Below are 18,639 nucleotides of genomic sequence, written 5' to 3' on the forward strand. Positions count from 1 at the left end.
TAAGGCTTCTGCCTCTACCGAAAGAGTCAGCATATTTACTTATTAGAATATTGTAAAACACACTGCTTAATATAGCAACTGTAACCACAATGCCCACAAAAAATGCAGAGTATCCAGATCTTAAAAGATAGAGTGGTAATATAATGCTGATGTAAGAATAAGCAAACACTCGCAAAGCTTTGGTAACGAACAACAAATTACCTTTTTCATCTATCAAAAGCTTCATTTTCAACACTTTTTAATCTTTCTTTGAGATATCCAGCAATGTCTATTACAGACTCATCCTTTGCAAGATTGATATAGCAGATCGGGCATGCAGTGATTATTTTTTTGGCCTCAGTACCTTTTAATTCTAAAAATCTTGCATTAGACACTGATTCTGAAAGGGAGGAGTAGATCATCTCGTCAGGGCCGCCACAGCACATATTGCTTTTTCCGTTTCTTGCAGGCATCTTTAAATTACCTATATTTTTCAGTATTTCTTTTGGAACGTTATATTCAACATTTCGAAGCACGAAATGACATGGCTCATGATATGTGATATGAGAATCATCTTTTTCAAAATTTAAATTTTTTATAAAATCCAGATAGTGATATACTTCAAAATCAAAATCCTGAACATATTCAGGATAAACGTATTTTAAAAGCTCGTAGGTATGTGGGTCAACAGTTATGATCTTTTTAATCTTGTGGGATCTAAAAAGCTCAGTTACTTTTAATGCATACTGTTTAAATTCTTTAACATATCCAAGATCATGCAAAAATGTGCCTGGATAAGGCTCTTCAGAGCCAAGATACGTAAACTGTATTCCTGCCTCTGTTAACAGTAATGCAATATCATGCAAATAAGAGTCCATTTTATCTCTCAGTTTTCTGTCATAAATGCCTGCTGATAGCTTTAAAAGTGATGGCATTTTAACGATAAACTTTGCAAATATTTCAGTCATGGAATCTCCAAATTTCTGTTTTAGAGATGAAAGAGCCTTGCTGTTCGGCATTAGTTGGTACATCGTTCCCGTGTAAAGCAAGGTATCAGATTCATAATTGAAAGATATATCTTTGGTCCATAAAACATCAGATTTTAAAGCTATAGGACTGTTATATTTTAAGGTAGCAGATACGATCATCTTTGCCACGCTTTTTTCCTGATTGACTACAGTAAATTGCTGAGAAGTAATGAGCTGCCTCATTATACTGCTCACTTTTCCTGCATTAACACCTGCAGGGCATACTTGAAAGCAGGCATAACAGTCTAAGCACGAATAAAAAGAATCAGAGATAGACAATGCTGTTTTTTTATTTTTCAAGATATCATCAAAGACTTTCTTCCCTAGTGCTACTCTACCCCTAGCACCATATATAGCCCTATAATCAGAAGATGGCAGTGTCGGGCAAACACTTTCACAGAAACCACAATTAATACACTTGCCCGCTTCTTCTCCGAGCAAGCTAACAAGCGTGGTCATTCAAATATTTTCCCCCTGTTTAACAGGTTTTTTGGATCAAAGATCTTTTTTATGTTTTTCATAAGTTCAAGGTTCTCTATGCTATCCTTACTTTTGAACTCTTCAATCAACATCGCTCTCTTTTCAAGCCCTATCCCATGTTCGGAAGATACGCTACCACCATGCCTGATCGCAATTTTTCCAAATTCCAGCATCAGATTCTCAACATTTTTAAACTGCGCGGGATCTTTCATTCTAGCAAATATGTTGGGATGGATGTTACCGTCGCCAATGTGCCCAAATAGCACTACTTTCATTCCGTAATCTCTAATTTTTTCGTTCAGTTCCTTCAAAGTCTGTGGAAGCTCTGAAGTTGGAACCACAATATCTCCTATGATAACTGACTCATCAACATTATCACGTACCTGAAGCTGAGAAGAGTATAATCCTTTCCTCGCTTGGTATATTTTATCCATTTCAACAGGATCGGTAGTAATCTTAATGTCTATTGGATTAAACTGCCCAAGAATTTTTGAAGCCTCTTCAAGCTTGCCTGATATCGATTCTTTAGTGGATGCAATATCTATGATCAACATATAGTTTGCCGCTTCTGGAAAGCTCATGTTTTTTACCTTGGTGATAGAATTCATGGAATATCTATCCATAAACTCTGCAATCAAAGGTGTAATACTGTTCTTTTTCAGCTCAGATATTGCTTGCCCCGCAGTTTCAATCTCTCTGAAATAAGTAAGTATTCTGCCCGTGCGCTCTGGTATCGGCACTATTTTTAATATCGCTTTAGTTATGATCCCAAGAGTACCCTCGCTGCCAATCATCATGGCAGTAAGGTCATAGCCTAACGAACGTTTTAGGGTCTTGCCACCAAACTGCACTATTTTTCCAGTTGGCAGTACTACCTCAAGGCCAAGAACCCACTCTTTCGTAGCTCCATACATTGCCGCTCTCAAACCTCCAGCATTAGTGGCAATTGTACCACCAACCGTGGCTGCAATTGAGCTGGCTGGATCGGGTGGATAAAAATGGTTGTATTGTGCCAGATGCTCATTTAAGTTGTCAATTCTCACACCTGATTCAACAATGACATAGCGATCTTCAATTTTTGTGTCTAATATTTTATCAAATCGCTCCATGCTGATCATGATTCCTTCGGAAATAAGAATTGATGAACCTGTAAGAGATGTGCCACCACCTCTGGTCACAACTTCAATATTGTTTTCATAACAGAACTTCAATATCTTGGATACTTCTTCTGTGCTTTTTGGCAGGACTACAGCTTTAGGGCTGATACCCTCGAAAACAGAAGCATCATTTTGATAAGGAATCAAATCCTCTTTAGAATATAAGACATGAGAACCAACGATCGTTTTTAAGCTTGAAATAATGTCCATATTTACCAATAGGCAAATTTAGTATTTAATATTTAACCAGATCATTTCCAATACCTTTTAAATAAAATATAATAAAAAATGGGGTCGAAAAGTGATATAACACCTCCAAATAATGGAGGATATGCTAAACTCGAGGCTATTATAGATCCTGACAAGGGAGGAGATATTGAAGAAAAACCAGTTCTTGCCATCGATGTTGCACCAGAAGTTGTTGCTCTCTCTGTATCATCAACTATGCCCATCGCAAAAGATTGCCTTATTGGAACAGCACCCATCTGAAACCCGTTTCTGAGCATGAAAAGTATTATTGAGAGCCATAAGAAAGGAGTGATTGCTATCAGTATGAGCGCAAAAGAACCAATTACTCTAGTACTGATTATAGTTTTCAACTCTGATTCTTTCGAAGTGATCTTTGGCAATAGCAACATCATAAATATTGTAAAGAGATTTGCAGCGCCGAAAATCAATCCAATCTGCCCACTTGTTAGATTGAATTTAATATGAAACCACATTGAAAAAATAGGCGTAATCAATCCACTGCCAATCCCCCCGGGCATTGTTGGTATAGTGAGCTTTATTATGTTTTTCCAGGATAGGTGAGGCAGTAAGTGTTTGCTTCTCATCTTGTTGTCTTTAACTGCAAACGTTATTATCCCACCTACCAGCCCAAATATTGAAGCTACATAAAAAAGCAGGTATACGTTTATTGACAATAATTCAAATACTTCTATAAAGAATGCACCTACAACGCTTGCAAGCATGCCTAAAGCGGATGCTATAGACAATACGCTGGAAAAACTTTTGCGGTCTGTAAATTCCGTAATCATGGCAGTTTGAATTGCGCCAAAAGGGCCACCAGACCCTATAGGACCACCACCAGATCCAGTGAATCCACCAATGCCAGACAACAATGCAAGTGAGTATATATTTTTAGTCTGTAAAAACAGGATTGAGGAGAGAAAGAATAAAATGAAAAGAATAATTAGTACGAATTTTCTGCCATAGTGGTCTGCCAGCATGGCAATAAAGAACGAAAGCAAAGCACTGATTATTATTGCAACTCCAATAATGATACCTATAGCTAAATAATTATACCCAATTGATAAGAGGTAAAGGCTAAGCAGTACGTTAAGGAAGCCGTAGCTAAAGCTCAGCGGAACTCTACCCGCTATTATAATCAGTATATTCTTGTCCATTTTCAAGCATGATTTCTATCGAATATAAGAAGATAATGATATTTTAGATCTTTTTCTTTTACCAATTTAAAACCATGTTGTTGAAACTCTTCTATAATTTTCTCTTTTGATATTCTTATGCTGCTTGGAGGTCCAAACATAGTTCTTTCAGGATTGAAGTCAACAACCGCAACATATTTCTTCGCCATTGTATTAAGATTTTCAAGAAGTTTTTCTTTGCACATGTTTCTTATACCATGATAAACATTTGCTATAAATATCAGGTCGTAATGGTCTTCATCATAGTTGCAAATATCCTCTTTTATAGTTTTTATTCCCAATTTTTCAAGTTCATTAAAATATTCATCATCTATGTCCAGTGCAGTAACATTGTCTGTGATCTTTTTAAATTCTTTGGAAAAAAACCCATCTCCTGCACCAAGATCCAATACCTTATCTCCTCGGTTTATCCCAAGAAATGCTACAATCTCATCTATATTATATGCCGAATCTCTCATTCTTGCTCCGTGCTTTCTGTTTCCATGAATCATGTTTTTCGCCAATATGTAATTTAGTTATAGGTAAGTAATTAATTCATTGTATTTATAGTTTTTGCATTTTTAACTTAATTTTGTAAATTATGCGACTTAAAGTTACAAAATAGCATATTTAATCCATAAGAAAAAAACTTAAAATCATAAATTTATAACTCAAATGGACCGGGAGATATTTGATTATATTTAATAATCGAATACAATAGATTATAATATCCTAACTAATTAATAAAAATAAAAAAATGATCTAGGAAACTGCCTATTTTTACAATTTTGAATAGATTTTTTTGATTTCAGTTAGAGCTATTATCATAAAATTTATATAATTATTAGAGATGCATATTTAAGGAGGGAAAAAATTGGAAACTCTTAATTTTTATAAACCGCGTATAAGCACAAAATTGATTTATCTTGCAGGAATTCTAATACTCACGGCCTTGGCTCTACTTCTATTGGAGTTCTTCAAGATCGGTTCTAGCGATGCTATCGTGGTCCTGTATTTCACGGGACACCTATCATTCCAACAGGCTACAATAGCTATTGAAGCTTTGGGTGTTCCCACTGCCGCTACAATCGCCATTTTAACATCGCCATCGGTAGCTGCTGCGATTGGAACTGGTGCCCTTAATGCGATAATAGAGAGAATAATAATTTCTTTCTTGGGCTTTTGGGGATGGATTATTCTCGCTGCTGAAATTGGCGCAATTGCCTAGATATCATTATGAAATTTGATGATAAAATAATTTACACCCCATTTTTTCTATTGCGGTATTATTTCTTATTATTCCTATCAATTGTGCTCACTAATTTATTAACTAAAATCTTTTTACCATTAGCAGTTTTCGCCTCATTTTCTATATTGATTATATTCTTCTGCGCATTACTGTTATATAACCTTAAATATCCTATAGCAGCTAAGAAAAGTAATACTAGCTTAATATTCAATACTGTCTTGGATATCACTCTCTTTGGAAGAGTTATTGCACTTTATATAGAGAACAAGAAAAATTTCAACTTCAAAAGAACATTTGCGGGTATGGAACAGACCTTTTTTGATCAGTTCTTGAGAGGATTCTTATTTTCCATCTCTATATATCTGGTTTATGCACTTTTATCTTTGTTTTTATACTGTCAATCTGGGATAATTACCAGTGGCATTTATACATTTTTTCCTGGAATTCATCTCAATCCAACCATTCTCACCCACCTATCTTTCTATATCATAATTCATAATCTTATCATATTAGCTGGGACAATAGCGGGTGCCATTCCATTTTATATTGTTAGCTTTGGTTTGATTTACTATAATAGTGGTGTTTTAATTAGCATAATTGTAGGATCACTGCTTAATGGCACTGCTAATATGATCTTGCCTTATGGTATCCTTGAATTATTGTCAATTGCTTTAGCTAGTGGAACTGGAATAACGTTGTTTTCCTTGATTTATTATTATTTTTTTGGAACATTCACTTCACAAAATGAATTCAAGAAGTATTATTCCGTTAACATTCCCAAAGTTATTGTAGGAATTGGCATTTCCTTGGTCTTATTTCTATTTGCTTGGGACATTGAATATTATGTGTTGCTTGATGCTAGCGGAAATATGATATATCCTCCCAATTGGTATTATTTGCTGTATGTACTGGATTTTGTGTTTTCGGGGGCATCCATAATAATATTATTCCGAGTCTACAAATATGGTATTATTAATCCACTGGCATTTTTATATTACTTTTTTCCTTCCTTTCTTTTGCTTTTCAACATAACGGCAGGGCACTCTTTTTATTGGTCTAATTCGTTACAAGTGTCAATTACTGCATTCTTAGTTTTCTTTTCTTCCTTTACTGTGATTTTTTCTGCACTCGGGTTGCACGAGATATTTACAACTTCTTCCGTAAATAAAATTGATTCGCAATTATTTATTTTTAGGGCATGGGGTAAGAGCATGTACCCAACCATTAAGGATGGTGATGTGGTTATAGTAGAGAATACTACAGCATCTTCAAGATTGAAAATTGGCGAAATTTTATTTTTACGAATTCCTATGAAATACGCTCCGCCAGTACTAACTGGTAGATACGTAGCTCATAGACTTATTGGTATAAATGGCCAATATCTGGTGACAAAAGGTGATAACGAGCCGAAACCGGATAGAAAAATTCCCATTTGGTACTGGGAGGGAATTGTAGTTGCAAAGATTATGGCAAAGGTAGATGATACAATTTTGCTTGAGAACATTAGTTCCGATAAATCTATCTTTGATATTGTCCAATCAAAACGGGAGCAAATTTTGAATGTGTTGAGAAAAATGGATGCAGGCACTGATAGTTACTTTTTTCTCAAAAGCGTTAAAAACCGTGCTATTGTTTCGATTGTAATTGCTATATTATTTACGGTTTTTGTTTTTTTGGTATAGCAGTGAACTACTCTATCCTTGTTAAACGCCTTAACACGTCCTTAAGTTTTGCCATCCAGCTTAAACGGCAATGCTTACTTTCACATGTGGAATACGTATATATCCGAGCATTGCTAATCCCATGGCACAAATTTGATCTTTTTCCCCACAGAAACAATTGCGTTTGTCATAGTAGGCGTCTCTTTCTCAGGATTGTTAATCTCAATTATTAATCTGTTTCCGTCTTTTTCAACATTCTTAGGATTTGCTGCTTTTACTGCACTTAGTATCTTATCAGTTACCTCTTCTAGCAGAATGACGGTCTGCCTTCCAGATAAAGCTCGCTCAAGATTCTGCGGTGTATCAGTCGCTATCAGCTTTGTTTTTAATACTCCAATTCTATTACATATACACTGAGCTTCATCCAGATTATGCGTGTTAAGAAGAATTGTACTATTTTCTTTCTTGAGATCAAGTATAATATCTCGGATGGCCTTGACAGCCTCAGGATCAAGGTTTGCAGTGGGTTCGTCCAGTAAAAGCACTTCTGGATCATGAATCAATGTTCTCGCAAGAGCGACCTTTTGTTTCATTCCTTTGGAAAAAGTGCCGATAGCATTTTTAAATATTTCTCTATGTTCTCCTTTATAAGCTGTTTAGGAGTTTCATACATCTTTCCAAAGAACTCAAGGTTCTCATATGCACTAAGCGTCTCATAAAGACCTACATTATCAGGAACTAATCCGATCATTTTTTTTATTTTCATTGCATCGTTTTTATTTGTAATATCATAATCTCCTACCGTTGCAGACCCGCTTGTGGGAGATAGCAGACAAGAAAGCGATCTTACTGTTGTGGTTTTACCGGCTCCATTCGGACCAAGCAGACCAAAAACCTCTCCCTTTTCTACATAGAACGTAAGATCATCAACTCTAATATCTCAAAATTTTTTAGTGAGATTATGAACATCGATCATTTTTGTCATTATCACACCTTTTTTTCTGAATTAAATCAACGATATTATGTCTAATATATTATATTTTTGCCATTAATTAAGAAACTATTTTTCTTATAAATATTACGTGATCGCAATAAAGTCCTTAGAATGATAATTTCACAATAAAATTTTTATTATAAAATTTAGCAATAAATTCATTAGATTTTTCAATATAATTTGGTAGTTCTATAATAAATAGACCTTTTTTATCATTTTTTTAAAGTGGGCTCTTTGCTTATTTTCTATATATTCTGGAACTCTTTATTTGATATGCCTACAAGATCCATTTTATCAATTTATTTTTGTTTATACCAAAATGCAAAGATCATTATTTTTACCTATATAGTTTTACATCATTTTCAGAAGGCTCAGAAATTCTAGTTTTTAAAAAAATTTGTAAATTTTTTTTATGAATCTCTTCCCTCATATCAGGTAGCGATCTTTAATTAGTAGAATATTCTGTCTCGAAATTTCTTCTATGATCCATTATGAACATTTTCTAGGGATGTGATATTAATTCTTTAGATTATACAATATTTAAAGCATCAACATAATAAGTTTTTAATATATAAAATCACATTTTAAAGCCTTTAGAAACCATTGTAGATCGATGTTATCAATAATCAGGGTAATGTCTAAAAAGTTGTCTTTTTTTACCTCTTACCCAAAATGTAATAAAAAAGATCAATGACTGAATTTATAATTTTATTTAATTTTTTATCTAAATGTCCTTTTATGAATATTGTTTTTAATTTCCATATAAAAGTAAAATATACATTTCTATTTTTACCTAAATTTTGTCAATAAGTATATTAGTTAGTATTTTTTCAAATTTAATTTTTTTGTATGAATTTTTTATCATATTTTCGTATTTAATTTAAACATCATAAATCAAGTTTTCTTTTTAATAAAGTATCATTAAAATTTTTAATGGGCTCGACCGGGTTCGAACCGGTGACCTCCACCGTGTCAGGGTGACGTCATAACCAACTAGACCACGAGCCCTTGATAGTGTGATAATAGATCTATTAATATAAAATTTTGTATTATTCTCTCCAATCTATTCCTACCGTTCTTATCCCTACTTTTGGTACATAAAATATTATTCTTTTGTGCTTTGAGTTTTGAATTCTCTCTTCTACATTCTTTATTTTTTCTATATCATATCCTGTAAGATCAGCAATTTCTTCTGCATTGTGGCCCAGTTCAAATTCATAAAGTATAATATCCAGATCTTTATACTCTATTCCAAGCTCTTTTTCGTCAGTCTGACCTTTCCATAATCCTGCAGTAGGTATTTTATCTATTATAGATTCTGGAATATCCAAGTTTTTTGCCATTTCTCTTACCTGAGTTTTATAAAGATCCGCAATAGGATAAAAATCTGCAGCACCATCTCCAAATTTTGTAAAATAACCCGTTAAAATCTCACTTTTGTTGCTTGTGCCCGCCACCAATCTATTTTCTTTGTTTGCTAATGAATATAATATGCTCATACGAATTCTTGTTTTCAGGTTTCCAGAAACAAATTTATCTAGTTTACCAATCAATTTTTCATAAGTATCAAGTATTTCATCGATGTTAATAGTCTTTAGTTCAATGCCCAAGAGATCTTTCAGCAATTTCACGTCACTATAATCTTTTGAGTTTGAATCAGGCATATATACTCCAAGTACTGACTTGGATCCTATTGCCCTACTGCAAAGAGCAGCTACAACAGCACTGTCAATCCCACCACTTAATCCCACAACTACTTTCTTATTATTTGCAAAGTCACTTATGAACGTTAATATTGTCTCATATGCATATGATGGCAGAATAATCTCAATCATGCTTAAAGATATCTCAATATTAATCATATATTTTTCTATTATTTAACTAAAAAGCTAAAAAATTAATTAATTTTTTATAAATGATTGTAATATCCTATTATCAAGCGAAGAACATGAAAGAAAAAACTGATAATGAAAAAATAGACAAGACAGATATGGATATAATCCGCATATTAAAAGACGATTCTAAAAAACCATTAGAGGAAATGAGCAAGGCATTGGGACTTTCAAAATCCACGATATATTACAGAATCAATAGATTAATAAAAAGGGGAATAATCAAAAAATTTTCAATAGTTCTGGACAACAAGAAACTTGGCTATGACATCTCTGCATTATGCTGTATTAACATAAAGTTCAAGCAAGCATCAATAGAAGATATTGCCAATAAATTAGCTGCAATAAATGGTATTGAATCTGTTTACTCTACATTAGGAGAGATGGATTTTTTCGTAACTATTGTCGCAAAAAGTAAAGATGAGCTTAAAGATACGATAGAGAAGATAAATAATCTTGAAGAAATTGAAAGAACAAGCACATTCTTTATATTGAACAAATTAAAAGAGGAACAGATAAATATTTAACTTTTTGGGGTTGTGGGGTAGCTTGGCCATCCTACGGGCTTTGGGAGCCTGAGACCCCGGTTCAAATCCGGGCAACCCCATCTAATGTTTTGTTTCTAATTATTTTTATAAAAATAATTAAACTTGATAATATAAAAATTTTTATCTTTTTACCAATCTTTTTACAATCATATAGAGCCCATCTTTTTTTATAACAATTACTTTTTCATTTTTTTTAATAGTATCCTCTGAATATGCAGACCATGTTTCATTATTTATCTTTATAACTCCGCTTTTTTTTGGATATATATCTGTCATTGCAATTCCAACAGCATTTTCATAGTTCTTATTTATTGGTTCAGAAGGGGTGATTATTTCAGCTCTTCTGATAATAATATAGAAGATCTCGATTCCTATCGAGAATATCAAGATAACAGCCAGTGAAATAAACCTGTATCTAATATATTCAACTATTATGAATATATTAATTATAGTCATTATGAGAAAAAGGACGATACTGCCGGGGCTCCATCGCAGCAAAGAAAATAATCCTATTTTATTTTTTTTATTTTCCATCATTAACTTTAAGAACGCACATAATATTAAAAATTATCTCTCTTTTTTCTATAAAATATGAAAATCGAAACTATAAATAAGATCAAAACTACAATAAGCAAAATTGAGAAGGGAGTAAACAATTGAAATATGGAGATACCTGCAAAATTGGAAAATATAAAAATATAATTTATAATATTTGAATTCTGAATATTATTTTTTAAAGTTACACTAGATAGTAAGCTTAATAGTATAACACTATTTCCATCAAAGCTATTATTTGACATGATCGGAATCTGTGAGCTACGCAATAAAATTGCAAGATCATTGTTGCTGAATGTATTATTCTCTATAATGATATTTTTAGAGTCTTTAATGTACAATGCCAATAAGGATCCTTTGAATATGTTATGCGAGATAATCACATATTCAGTTACGTTTATCAATCTTAAATCTATTGAATTGCTTGAAAAATAATAACCTATTATCCGATATGGATCAGTCTTAGTCCCTGTTCCCGGATAAACACCATTATAAAGTGTCAGGTCATTATTCTTGATAATTAATGGCATACTTTTAGTATAGTTTTGACTATAAGGCCATAATATCTGGCTTTGGTTGTTATTTTGATATATGAGCCCGGCTATAAAATCATCGTTTGTGTATGGAATCTCTAATGCAGAATATGCAGAATAAAGATCTTTAGTAGAATATTTAAAAACAGTTCCATAATTTAAAATGTTCCAACTACCATTTTCTAGAAACATAAAAGATTTGAATTCTACGGGACCTAACGGCGAATATGTGGAAAGTGCATTTTTTGACTCTGCTACTGCATAATAGATAGTTTGGCCAGAGTAACCATTGTCATTGATTGACGTATATGATAGATTCAGTATTAGGGCACTATTAAAATAAAAGCTCAGAGTTTGTGAATTGAACAAGATTGTGTATGTATTTAAAAAATTATTGTTACCGAGGTTTGAAGGGAAGGCATAGTTAAATATAGCCGTTGTATAATTATAGATCTTTACAAACAATCCAGAGGTTTCATTATTTAAAAAGTATCCAAATTTTACAAATCCTACATTTGATATATTTTCACCAATCCAGAAATAATCGGTTATATTTGCAGAGGTAGCTGAGTACTCAGTTCTGATCTCTGCTTCGATTCCCTGGTTATTTGCAATTATGCTTTTAGAGCCAACCTCAAAATTCAGGTTTTTTATGTTTATAACTGTATTATAAAGATCTAGAGAACCTAAACCAGTAACAGGATTCCAACCCTCTCTAGCGGTATAAGCCCCGTTTGATCCATTAGTAATCTCATGAAAATAGTGGTTTGAGTTATTGTAGTTGTAAGCAGAATAGAGATAAGGATTGATAAAACCGAGCGGGTGATGATAATATTGATTCAGATCTGCGACCATTCCGGCAAATAATGGAGTACTTACACTTGTGCCACCAACGGTTTCTATAGTGCCATTTACAAATCCTTCTACGCCGGTGGAAGGATCTCCAACAAACGAGATATCCGGCACTCCACGCATTGTACTGTTAAATCCCAGTGCGCGTTGCCATATCGGGGCAGTAAATATCGTGCTAAATCCTCCGCCACTTTTATCCCATGCGTTTTCGTAATCGTAAGAGTAAATAGAATAGCTATTTAAGTTAAGTTGATTCATATAAAGTGCAGTGGCACCTACGGATGTAACGTTTGGATCCGAGGCAGGATATTCAACGCCACTGCCAGAGCCATTGTCTCCAGAAGCTGCAACTACCGTAATATTTTCAGCGGCAGCCTGTTCAAAAGCAGTGTGGAATCCAGGATCGTAATAGCTGGATTCTGTGGCCCCCCAACTTATAGATATTATATTTGCAAGATCATTATCAATGACATATGACACAGCCTCTTCGAGAGTTCCAGAGTCATCAGGAGTTATCACGATCAGAAAGTGAGCTTTTGGCGCCATAGAAAAAGCACATTCAACATCTATTGCAGTTTCTACCTGCCATCCTTGTTTGGTGATGTTAGGCTTTCCGAAAGGATATATAATTGTATAATTAACAGGTGGCAGTCCAAAATTTTTAGAATAGGATGCAAGATCACTGCTCAGAGTTGGATCTCCATAAGCGTCTATTATAGCGATAGTATTGCCCTGTCCCTCATCGCCAGTCTTTATAAACGGGGCAACATCGTAAGCATACTGAAGCTCTTGTGGATCATATGGCCCGGAAATCACATTTGATGCAGTATATATGTTTGTGTCTACTTTAGTAAAATTGTTTAAACCTGAGATCCAGTATATAGAATTTTGAAATTGGGCCGGTAAATAGGGAGTAGTAAAAGAATAATAAGAATAACCATTACTGTAATATTTATATACTTTATCATTAAATAATTTTTCAAAATCGAAACTGTTACCGGACAGAAACATCGTTTTAAGGTTTTTAGAGATACTGTAATCGATGCTGTAATATTTTATATATGATTCCAGGTTTTTGATAGTTGAAGAGGTGGTATTGTTCAAGTAAAGCATAATATATATTTTTCCATTGAAAGGTTCTGCCATTCCAGTATTATTTATATTATTGAAAGTGGTTACTTTGTAATAGCTGGTCTCAGCATTTACATTATTGCTAAATAAAGCAGTAGAAGCTACGAATAATAGTATAAACACTATCAAGATACTTACAAATTTGCGCATGCTTATGGGATAAAAACGGATCATCTATTTATATATTTACAAATATTAACGCAAAGAACAAAAAAATAATTTTAAACTTACTTTAAGAAACTCTTACAATTTCGCCACTGTTTTTTACAAGCTTAAATACTGAAAGTTCTCTATTTTCATTATAATAAAATATGTTTTCCTTATTTTCATTTTTTGACCATTTTCCTCTTTTTGGCAGATTATATTTTTTCAAGATCTCAAAGACTATAAAATCTTCTTTAATTTCTTTTCGGTTCATGCAAGTATCGCAAATCTGATTGTGTATATGATCTTTGCACACCTTTTCGCCACACATTCTGCATGTATAAACGTGATCTGTGCACTCAATTTTTCCGCAAATAGCGCATTTTTCAATATGCTCATTGCACAGTGTTTTCTGGCAGGTATCACATTTAAATGTATGGGCATTGCATAAGTTTTTTCCGCAAACCTCACAGTGGTAAACATGATCATTGCATAAAGGTGCATTGCAAACTTCGCAATGTTGTGAATCATTTTCGCACATAGCAATCCCGCACTCTTTACAATGCTGAATATGTGATTTTGAGTAGTATTTACCACAATAAGAGCACTCTTCAATGTCATCTATGCAATAGTATTTATTGTCCAGCGAATCTATTCTGGCATGATCTTTGCATACTTTTCTGCCACACAAATTGCAATATACCAGATCTTCAGAACACGCTTCTCTGCCACATATACTGCATTTCCCAGAATGTTCTTTGCATACTTCTCGATCACATATTGCGCATCTGTGAGTATGCTCTTTGCATAGATCTATGCCACAAATAGAGCATGTATGCTTGCAATTCTCGCAAATTGGCTTATTGCAAACTTCACATTTGTATATGTGATCCTTGCAAAAATATCCGCCACATTCAAAACATATATGCGTGCAATCTTCACATAGATTTTTGTTGCACACGCTGCAAGTATGGTAGCTATCAAATCTTGAAAAATAATTGCCGCATTCATCGCATTTTATAGCACAATCTTCACATATGATTTCATCTTTTTTTGTTACTATAAAGCTCATTATATTTTTTCCACATTTGCAATTTAGATCATGTTCATCTTTTAGCGAATTATATACAATAAATTTCGAGAACCCGGGCTCTTCAATAAATAAGTTCAAGTTCTGTATATCATATTTAATCACTAATAGCCCACAAACTTCTAGCTTCAATTTTAAATTTTTGTCCAGTTTCGTTAGTATGTTTTGCTTCTTATTCTCTAGCTCTTCCCTCTTTTTGTTGTTTTTATCTTTTAACACAGCTAATTTTTTATACAGATTTTCACGGTCTTTATAAAATTTTACAAATGTTTCGTCATCTTGCTGATCAAATCTATCTCTCAATTTTTCTGAAAGCTCTGAAATCTTAGATTCTAGCTTTTTCTCATCTTGTTCAATCTCTTTTTCTAAGGTTTCAAAGTACTCTATCATCTTTGTTTTTTCATGCTCTGTATCACTATCAATTTTTTCATTATACTTATCAAAGATCTGATTATTGTTTTCCAAAAATTTAGAAACGGCAATGTTTAGAATATCCTCTTTGATCTCAAATTTTTGCGAGTCTTGCAATTTCAAATTTTTAATATTTATATTCATAATTTGATCTGAAAATGGATCATAAACAAAAGAATGATACTGTTCATCGCCTACACTGCTAAAAGAGCTAATCTTTAATATAATATGCAATATGTATCTTTCAGTTTTTTGTAGCTCATAGATCTTAAATGTTGAGTTTTTAGATTTTAAATTAATGGTATTATCAATCTTTGTGAATGAAACATTAAAATTCTCTCGAATATAACTTATTGCCTTATAAAACATTGTTTTATCATCTAAATTTAAATCTTTAAATTCAGGATATAGAGTATAAAAATCCTCTAAAAATCGCTTATCTACCATTCAGTCCCTCCTAACGCTAGAAAGATCAAAGTTTTTGAACACATCTTCATTAAAGCTTTTTATTTTTTCATATAATTCTCTACCATTTTCTATTTCTTTCTCAAAATCCCTAAAATTTTTAGTTAACATCGATACATCTTTAGAGCTTGCAAGAATCTCTAATATTCGTTCTTCAAATGACCTGGAGCTCTGTATGTTGCTTAATATAAGATCTATGTCTCCTACTACAGTCTCAAACACTTTTATCTTTTTTGTTAAAATTTCAAATATATACTCTTCTATCGATTTGTTAAGGACCATATTGATTACTAGTACCTCTCTAGTCTGTCCGATTCTGTGAATTCTTCCGATTCGCTGTTCCAATATCATCGGATTCCATGGCAGATCATAGTTTACTATGATATTGCAAAACTGTAAATTCAACCCCTCGTTTCCGGCGTCTGTGGATATTAAAACGTCTCCATACTTTTCAAAGGATTCCAGTGCTTGCTTTTTTTCAATGTTATTCAGTGTGCCATGAAATTTTATTACCTTTAACCCTTTCTGGCTAAGTAAGTCATACAAATAGTCTTGAGTGCTTAAAAAAGCAGTGAAAATTAACACTTTACTATTTACTTTCTCTAAGGCATCATTTAGGATCTTACCTTTGCTATTTTCCGAAATTGAAGAAGCTTTAGAATAGAGGCTCAAAAGTGTTCTTCGTTCATTAATGTCATTGCTCTTATCTATATAGTTCCAAAGCGATTTTTTTATAGCATAGCTTGAGCTTGTAACTGCTCTCTGCAAGTTTATAAGTTTAAAGCTTTCATAATTGTTCCAGTATCCATTTATTACGTATTGTGTTACGTCAGCATAGAGCTCATGCTCTTTATCTGTCTGGTCTATAAATATATTTTCAGTTTTTCGATCGGGAAGGTTTATAATAGTATCTGACCTCTTATTCCTGATCATTACAGTTTCAAGATATTTTTTAAGTTCGTTCACGTTTTTGAGTGAACGTTCATCTTTTTCAATAAAATTATCTTTAAATCTTTTCATTGTGCCAAAGAGTCCCGGTCTTATGAGATTTGTGATATTATATAGCTCTAGTAATGAATTTTCAAGAGGTGTGGCGGTTAAGAACAGAATATTTTTCTTGCTTAGAGAATCAACAAGCTTGTAGTTTTGAGTTTCTGGATTTTTAAGTTTATGTGCCTCATCCACAATTACGAGATCCCAGCTCTTTTTTAATGAATATATTTTATGTTCCGGTCTTTTTGCAAGATCTATCGAGCTTATTAACTTAGGGTTGTTCCAGTCTTCTAGGTCTTTCACAATTTTAAACTCTTCATCAAATTTATACTGAAGCTCAGCCTGCCATTGTAAAGTTAGAGAGGCAGGTGTAAGAATCAGAATGTTTTCCGCCACTCCTCTCAATATAAGTTCTTTTAAGACTATGCCTGCTTCTATAGTCTTTCCCAATCCTACCTCATCAGCAAGCAATGCTTTATTTTGCAAGAAATTTATGACTTTATATGCCGTATCAATTTGGTGTGGATATAAGCGAACTTTTATTTTTTCTATAGAGATCAGGTCTTTGCTTATATTATACTCTAAAGATCTTAAAAACAAAAGGTAATTTTCATATTTTGCAGGGTTTTGCAAAGTTTTTTTGATTGCATCAAGGCTTTGAATCAATTCCATTTTAAGAGGGGTAATGATAAAATGCATTATTAATAATTTTCAATTCCTTAGTTTTTTGATATAATAGAATAATTTTGAGATTAAACATATGATCTTAATGCGGAAGGATGAGTGTATTGAATACTATAATCTATTAGTTTATAAATAAAAAATGTAACATAAGCACAGGAAAAATATATATTTTTTAAGCGATTCATGGAACTTATGAAAATAGTAGAGTTAGTTCCTAACTTTAGCGAAGGCAGGGATTTAAATAAAATAGAACAGATAAAGAGTGCAATGGCTTTCTCTAAAGATATAAAAATATTAAACACAGAGTCAGATCCCAATCATAATAGATGCGTAATCACATTAGTTTCTCCGCAAGAGCTTGCGGTAGAATCATGTTTTAGAGGGATAAAAAAAGCGAAAGAGCTCATAGATTTAAATAATCATAAAGGAGAGCATCCAAGATTTGGTGCTGCGGATGTGATACCTTTTATACCACTTGGAGAAAGTACTACAGAAGAATGTATAGTATTAGCAAGAGAACTTGGAAAGAGAGTCGGGGAAGAGTTGAATATACCAGTATATATGTATGAAAAAGCTGCGTTTAGAGAAGAACGTAGAAACCTCGCAGACATAAGAAACAAGAATTTTCAATTTGAACAACTAAAAGAGAGCATTAAAGATGATAAATGGAAACCTGATTACGGACCTTCTGAGGTTGGCAGTGCCGGGGCCTCAATCATTGGTGCTCGTGACTTTCTTGTTGCTTTTAATGTTAATATTGCAAGCACAGATTTAAAGATTGCAAAGAGGATAGCCAAGTCCGTTCGAGAGAAGGATGGCGGTCTTAAAAATGTCAAGGCGCTGGGGTTTGAGCTAAAAGATCGTGGGATGGTACAAGTTTCTATGAACTTGGTTAATGTTAAGGAAACACCAATATACCGAGTTTACGAGCTTGTTAAACTAGAGGCAGAAAGATATGGTGTGTTAGTAAAAAGCTGTGAGATAGTAGGATTAGTACCTTTGGAAGCGTTGGCAGAGGTCTCGGAATTTTATCTAAAATTGGAAAACTTCAGCATAGAACAAGTACTAGAAAAAAAATTATGGAGTGAATAAAATGATAGTAGATCAGAGAATAAATGAATTTTTAGCGGATCTGTCGAGCTCTTCCCCTGCGCCGGGTGGAGGGGCTGCTAGTGCACTGGTGGCAAGTATTGCGGCATCTTTGACAGCAATGGTAGCAAACCTTACGATCGGCAAGAAAAAATATCTGGCAGTGGAGCCAGAGATGAAAAAGATAGTAACAGAAGCAATTACACTTAGAGACTTTTTAACACAGTTAATGGATCGTGATGTGGAAGAGTTCAACATGATCATGGCAGCGTATAAGCTA

General features: G+C 33.4%; 16 protein-coding genes, 2 tRNA genes and 1 pseudogene. 6 read left to right on the plus strand and 13 right to left on the minus strand.

Annotated features, from left to right (window positions below; all coding sequences use genetic code 11):
- From QXQ25_00015 to QXQ25_00035, 5 genes are all read right to left on the minus strand, one after another.
- On the minus strand, positions 1-226 hold a 226-nt coding region (locus QXQ25_00015; GenBank protein ID MEM0160097.1), incomplete at its 3' end, for a hypothetical protein.
- A complete protein-coding gene (locus tag QXQ25_00020) occupies positions 207-1,466 on the minus strand; it encodes a (Fe-S)-binding protein (protein ID MEM0160098.1) in 1,260 nt (419 codons plus the stop codon). The genes QXQ25_00020 and QXQ25_00015, both read right to left, overlap by 20 nt.
- Complete coding sequence (locus QXQ25_00025; GenBank protein MEM0160099.1) at positions 1,463-2,854, minus strand: FAD-binding oxidoreductase; 1,392 nt, start codon at positions 2,852-2,854, stop codon at positions 1,463-1,465. The genes QXQ25_00020 and QXQ25_00025 overlap by 4 nt, the downstream gene beginning before the upstream one ends.
- Before the next feature lie 41 nt (positions 2,855-2,895).
- The gene (locus tag QXQ25_00030) at positions 2,896-4,050 is read right to left on the minus strand and encodes an MFS transporter (GenBank protein ID MEM0160100.1); all 1,155 of its coding nucleotides are present in this window, start codon (positions 4,048-4,050) and stop codon (positions 2,896-2,898) included.
- Positions 4,051-4,052: 2 nt separating this feature from the next.
- The gene (locus QXQ25_00035; GenBank protein MEM0160101.1) at positions 4,053-4,580 is read right to left on the minus strand and encodes an rRNA adenine N-6-methyltransferase family protein; all 528 of its coding nucleotides are present in this window, start codon (positions 4,578-4,580) and stop codon (positions 4,053-4,055) included.
- Positions 4,581-4,942: 362 nt separating this feature from the next.
- Between QXQ25_00035 and QXQ25_00040 the strand changes: the two genes are divergently transcribed.
- Complete coding sequence (locus tag QXQ25_00040) at positions 4,943-5,296, plus strand: hypothetical protein (GenBank protein MEM0160102.1); 354 nt, start codon at positions 4,943-4,945, stop codon at positions 5,294-5,296.
- 8 nt (positions 5,297-5,304) lie between these two features.
- A complete protein-coding gene (locus QXQ25_00045) occupies positions 5,305-6,999 on the plus strand; it encodes a S24/S26 family peptidase (protein ID MEM0160103.1) in 1,695 nt (564 codons plus the stop codon).
- A gap of 113 nt (positions 7,000-7,112) precedes the next feature.
- On the opposite strand, the gene QXQ25_00050 is transcribed toward QXQ25_00045, so the two are convergent.
- From QXQ25_00050 to QXQ25_00065, 4 genes and pseudogenes are all read right to left on the minus strand, one after another.
- Positions 7,113-7,571 (minus strand): AAA family ATPase, encoded by a 459-nt coding sequence (locus QXQ25_00050; protein MEM0160104.1) that lies wholly within the window; start codon positions 7,569-7,571, stop codon positions 7,113-7,115.
- Positions 7,557-7,915: pseudogene (locus tag QXQ25_00055) on the minus strand (ABC transporter ATP-binding protein). The gene QXQ25_00050 and the pseudogene QXQ25_00055 overlap by 15 nt, the downstream one beginning before the upstream one ends.
- 991 nt (positions 7,916-8,906) lie before the next feature.
- Positions 8,907-8,980 (minus strand) — tRNA-Val (locus QXQ25_00060).
- A gap of 41 nt (positions 8,981-9,021) precedes the next feature.
- Positions 9,022-9,834: an NAD+ synthase gene (locus QXQ25_00065; protein ID MEM0160105.1), complete on the minus strand. Its 813-nt coding sequence runs from the start codon at positions 9,832-9,834 to the stop codon at positions 9,022-9,024.
- A 53-nt stretch (positions 9,835-9,887) separates the two neighbouring features.
- Here QXQ25_00065 and QXQ25_00070 point away from each other — a divergent pair, with 53 nt between their 5' ends.
- Positions 9,888-10,391 (plus strand): Lrp/AsnC family transcriptional regulator, encoded by a 504-nt coding sequence (locus QXQ25_00070; GenBank protein MEM0160106.1) that lies wholly within the window; start codon positions 9,888-9,890, stop codon positions 10,389-10,391.
- Positions 10,392-10,397: 6 nt separating this feature from the next.
- Positions 10,398-10,471: transfer RNA gene (locus QXQ25_00075), tRNA-Pro, on the plus strand.
- Between the two features lie 61 nt (positions 10,472-10,532).
- Here the strand turns inward: QXQ25_00075 and QXQ25_00080 are convergent.
- The 4 genes from QXQ25_00080 to QXQ25_00095 form a co-directional block, all read right to left on the minus strand.
- Positions 10,533-10,949, minus strand: a complete 417-nt coding sequence (locus QXQ25_00080) for an NfeD family protein (protein ID MEM0160107.1) — start codon at positions 10,947-10,949, stop codon at positions 10,533-10,535.
- A 23-nt stretch (positions 10,950-10,972) separates the two neighbouring features.
- The gene (locus tag QXQ25_00085) at positions 10,973-13,633 is read right to left on the minus strand and encodes a S8 family serine peptidase (protein ID MEM0160108.1); all 2,661 of its coding nucleotides are present in this window, start codon (positions 13,631-13,633) and stop codon (positions 10,973-10,975) included.
- Between the two features lie 82 nt (positions 13,634-13,715).
- Positions 13,716-15,575: a hypothetical protein gene (locus QXQ25_00090; GenBank protein MEM0160109.1), complete on the minus strand. Its 1,860-nt coding sequence runs from the start codon at positions 15,573-15,575 to the stop codon at positions 13,716-13,718.
- Positions 15,576-17,258 (minus strand): SNF2-related protein, encoded by a 1,683-nt coding sequence (locus QXQ25_00095; protein MEM0160110.1) that lies wholly within the window; start codon positions 17,256-17,258, stop codon positions 15,576-15,578. It lies immediately after the preceding gene.
- A gap of 204 nt (positions 17,259-17,462) precedes the next feature.
- On the opposite strand from QXQ25_00095, the gene ftcD reads away from it, so the two are divergent.
- Both ftcD and QXQ25_00105 read left to right on the plus strand, forming a co-directional pair.
- Positions 17,463-18,362, plus strand: a complete 900-nt coding sequence (gene ftcD, locus QXQ25_00100) for a glutamate formimidoyltransferase (GenBank protein ID MEM0160111.1) — start codon at positions 17,463-17,465, stop codon at positions 18,360-18,362.
- 1 nt (position 18,363) lies between these two features.
- Positions 18,364-18,639, plus strand: a 276-nt coding sequence (locus QXQ25_00105) for a cyclodeaminase/cyclohydrolase family protein (protein MEM0160112.1), incomplete at its 3' end; no start/stop codon positions are given.

Source organism: Thermoplasmata archaeon, from assembly GCA_038729465.1.
Taxonomy (GTDB): Archaea; Thermoplasmatota; Thermoplasmata; order Thermoplasmatales; family ARK-15; genus JAVRLB01.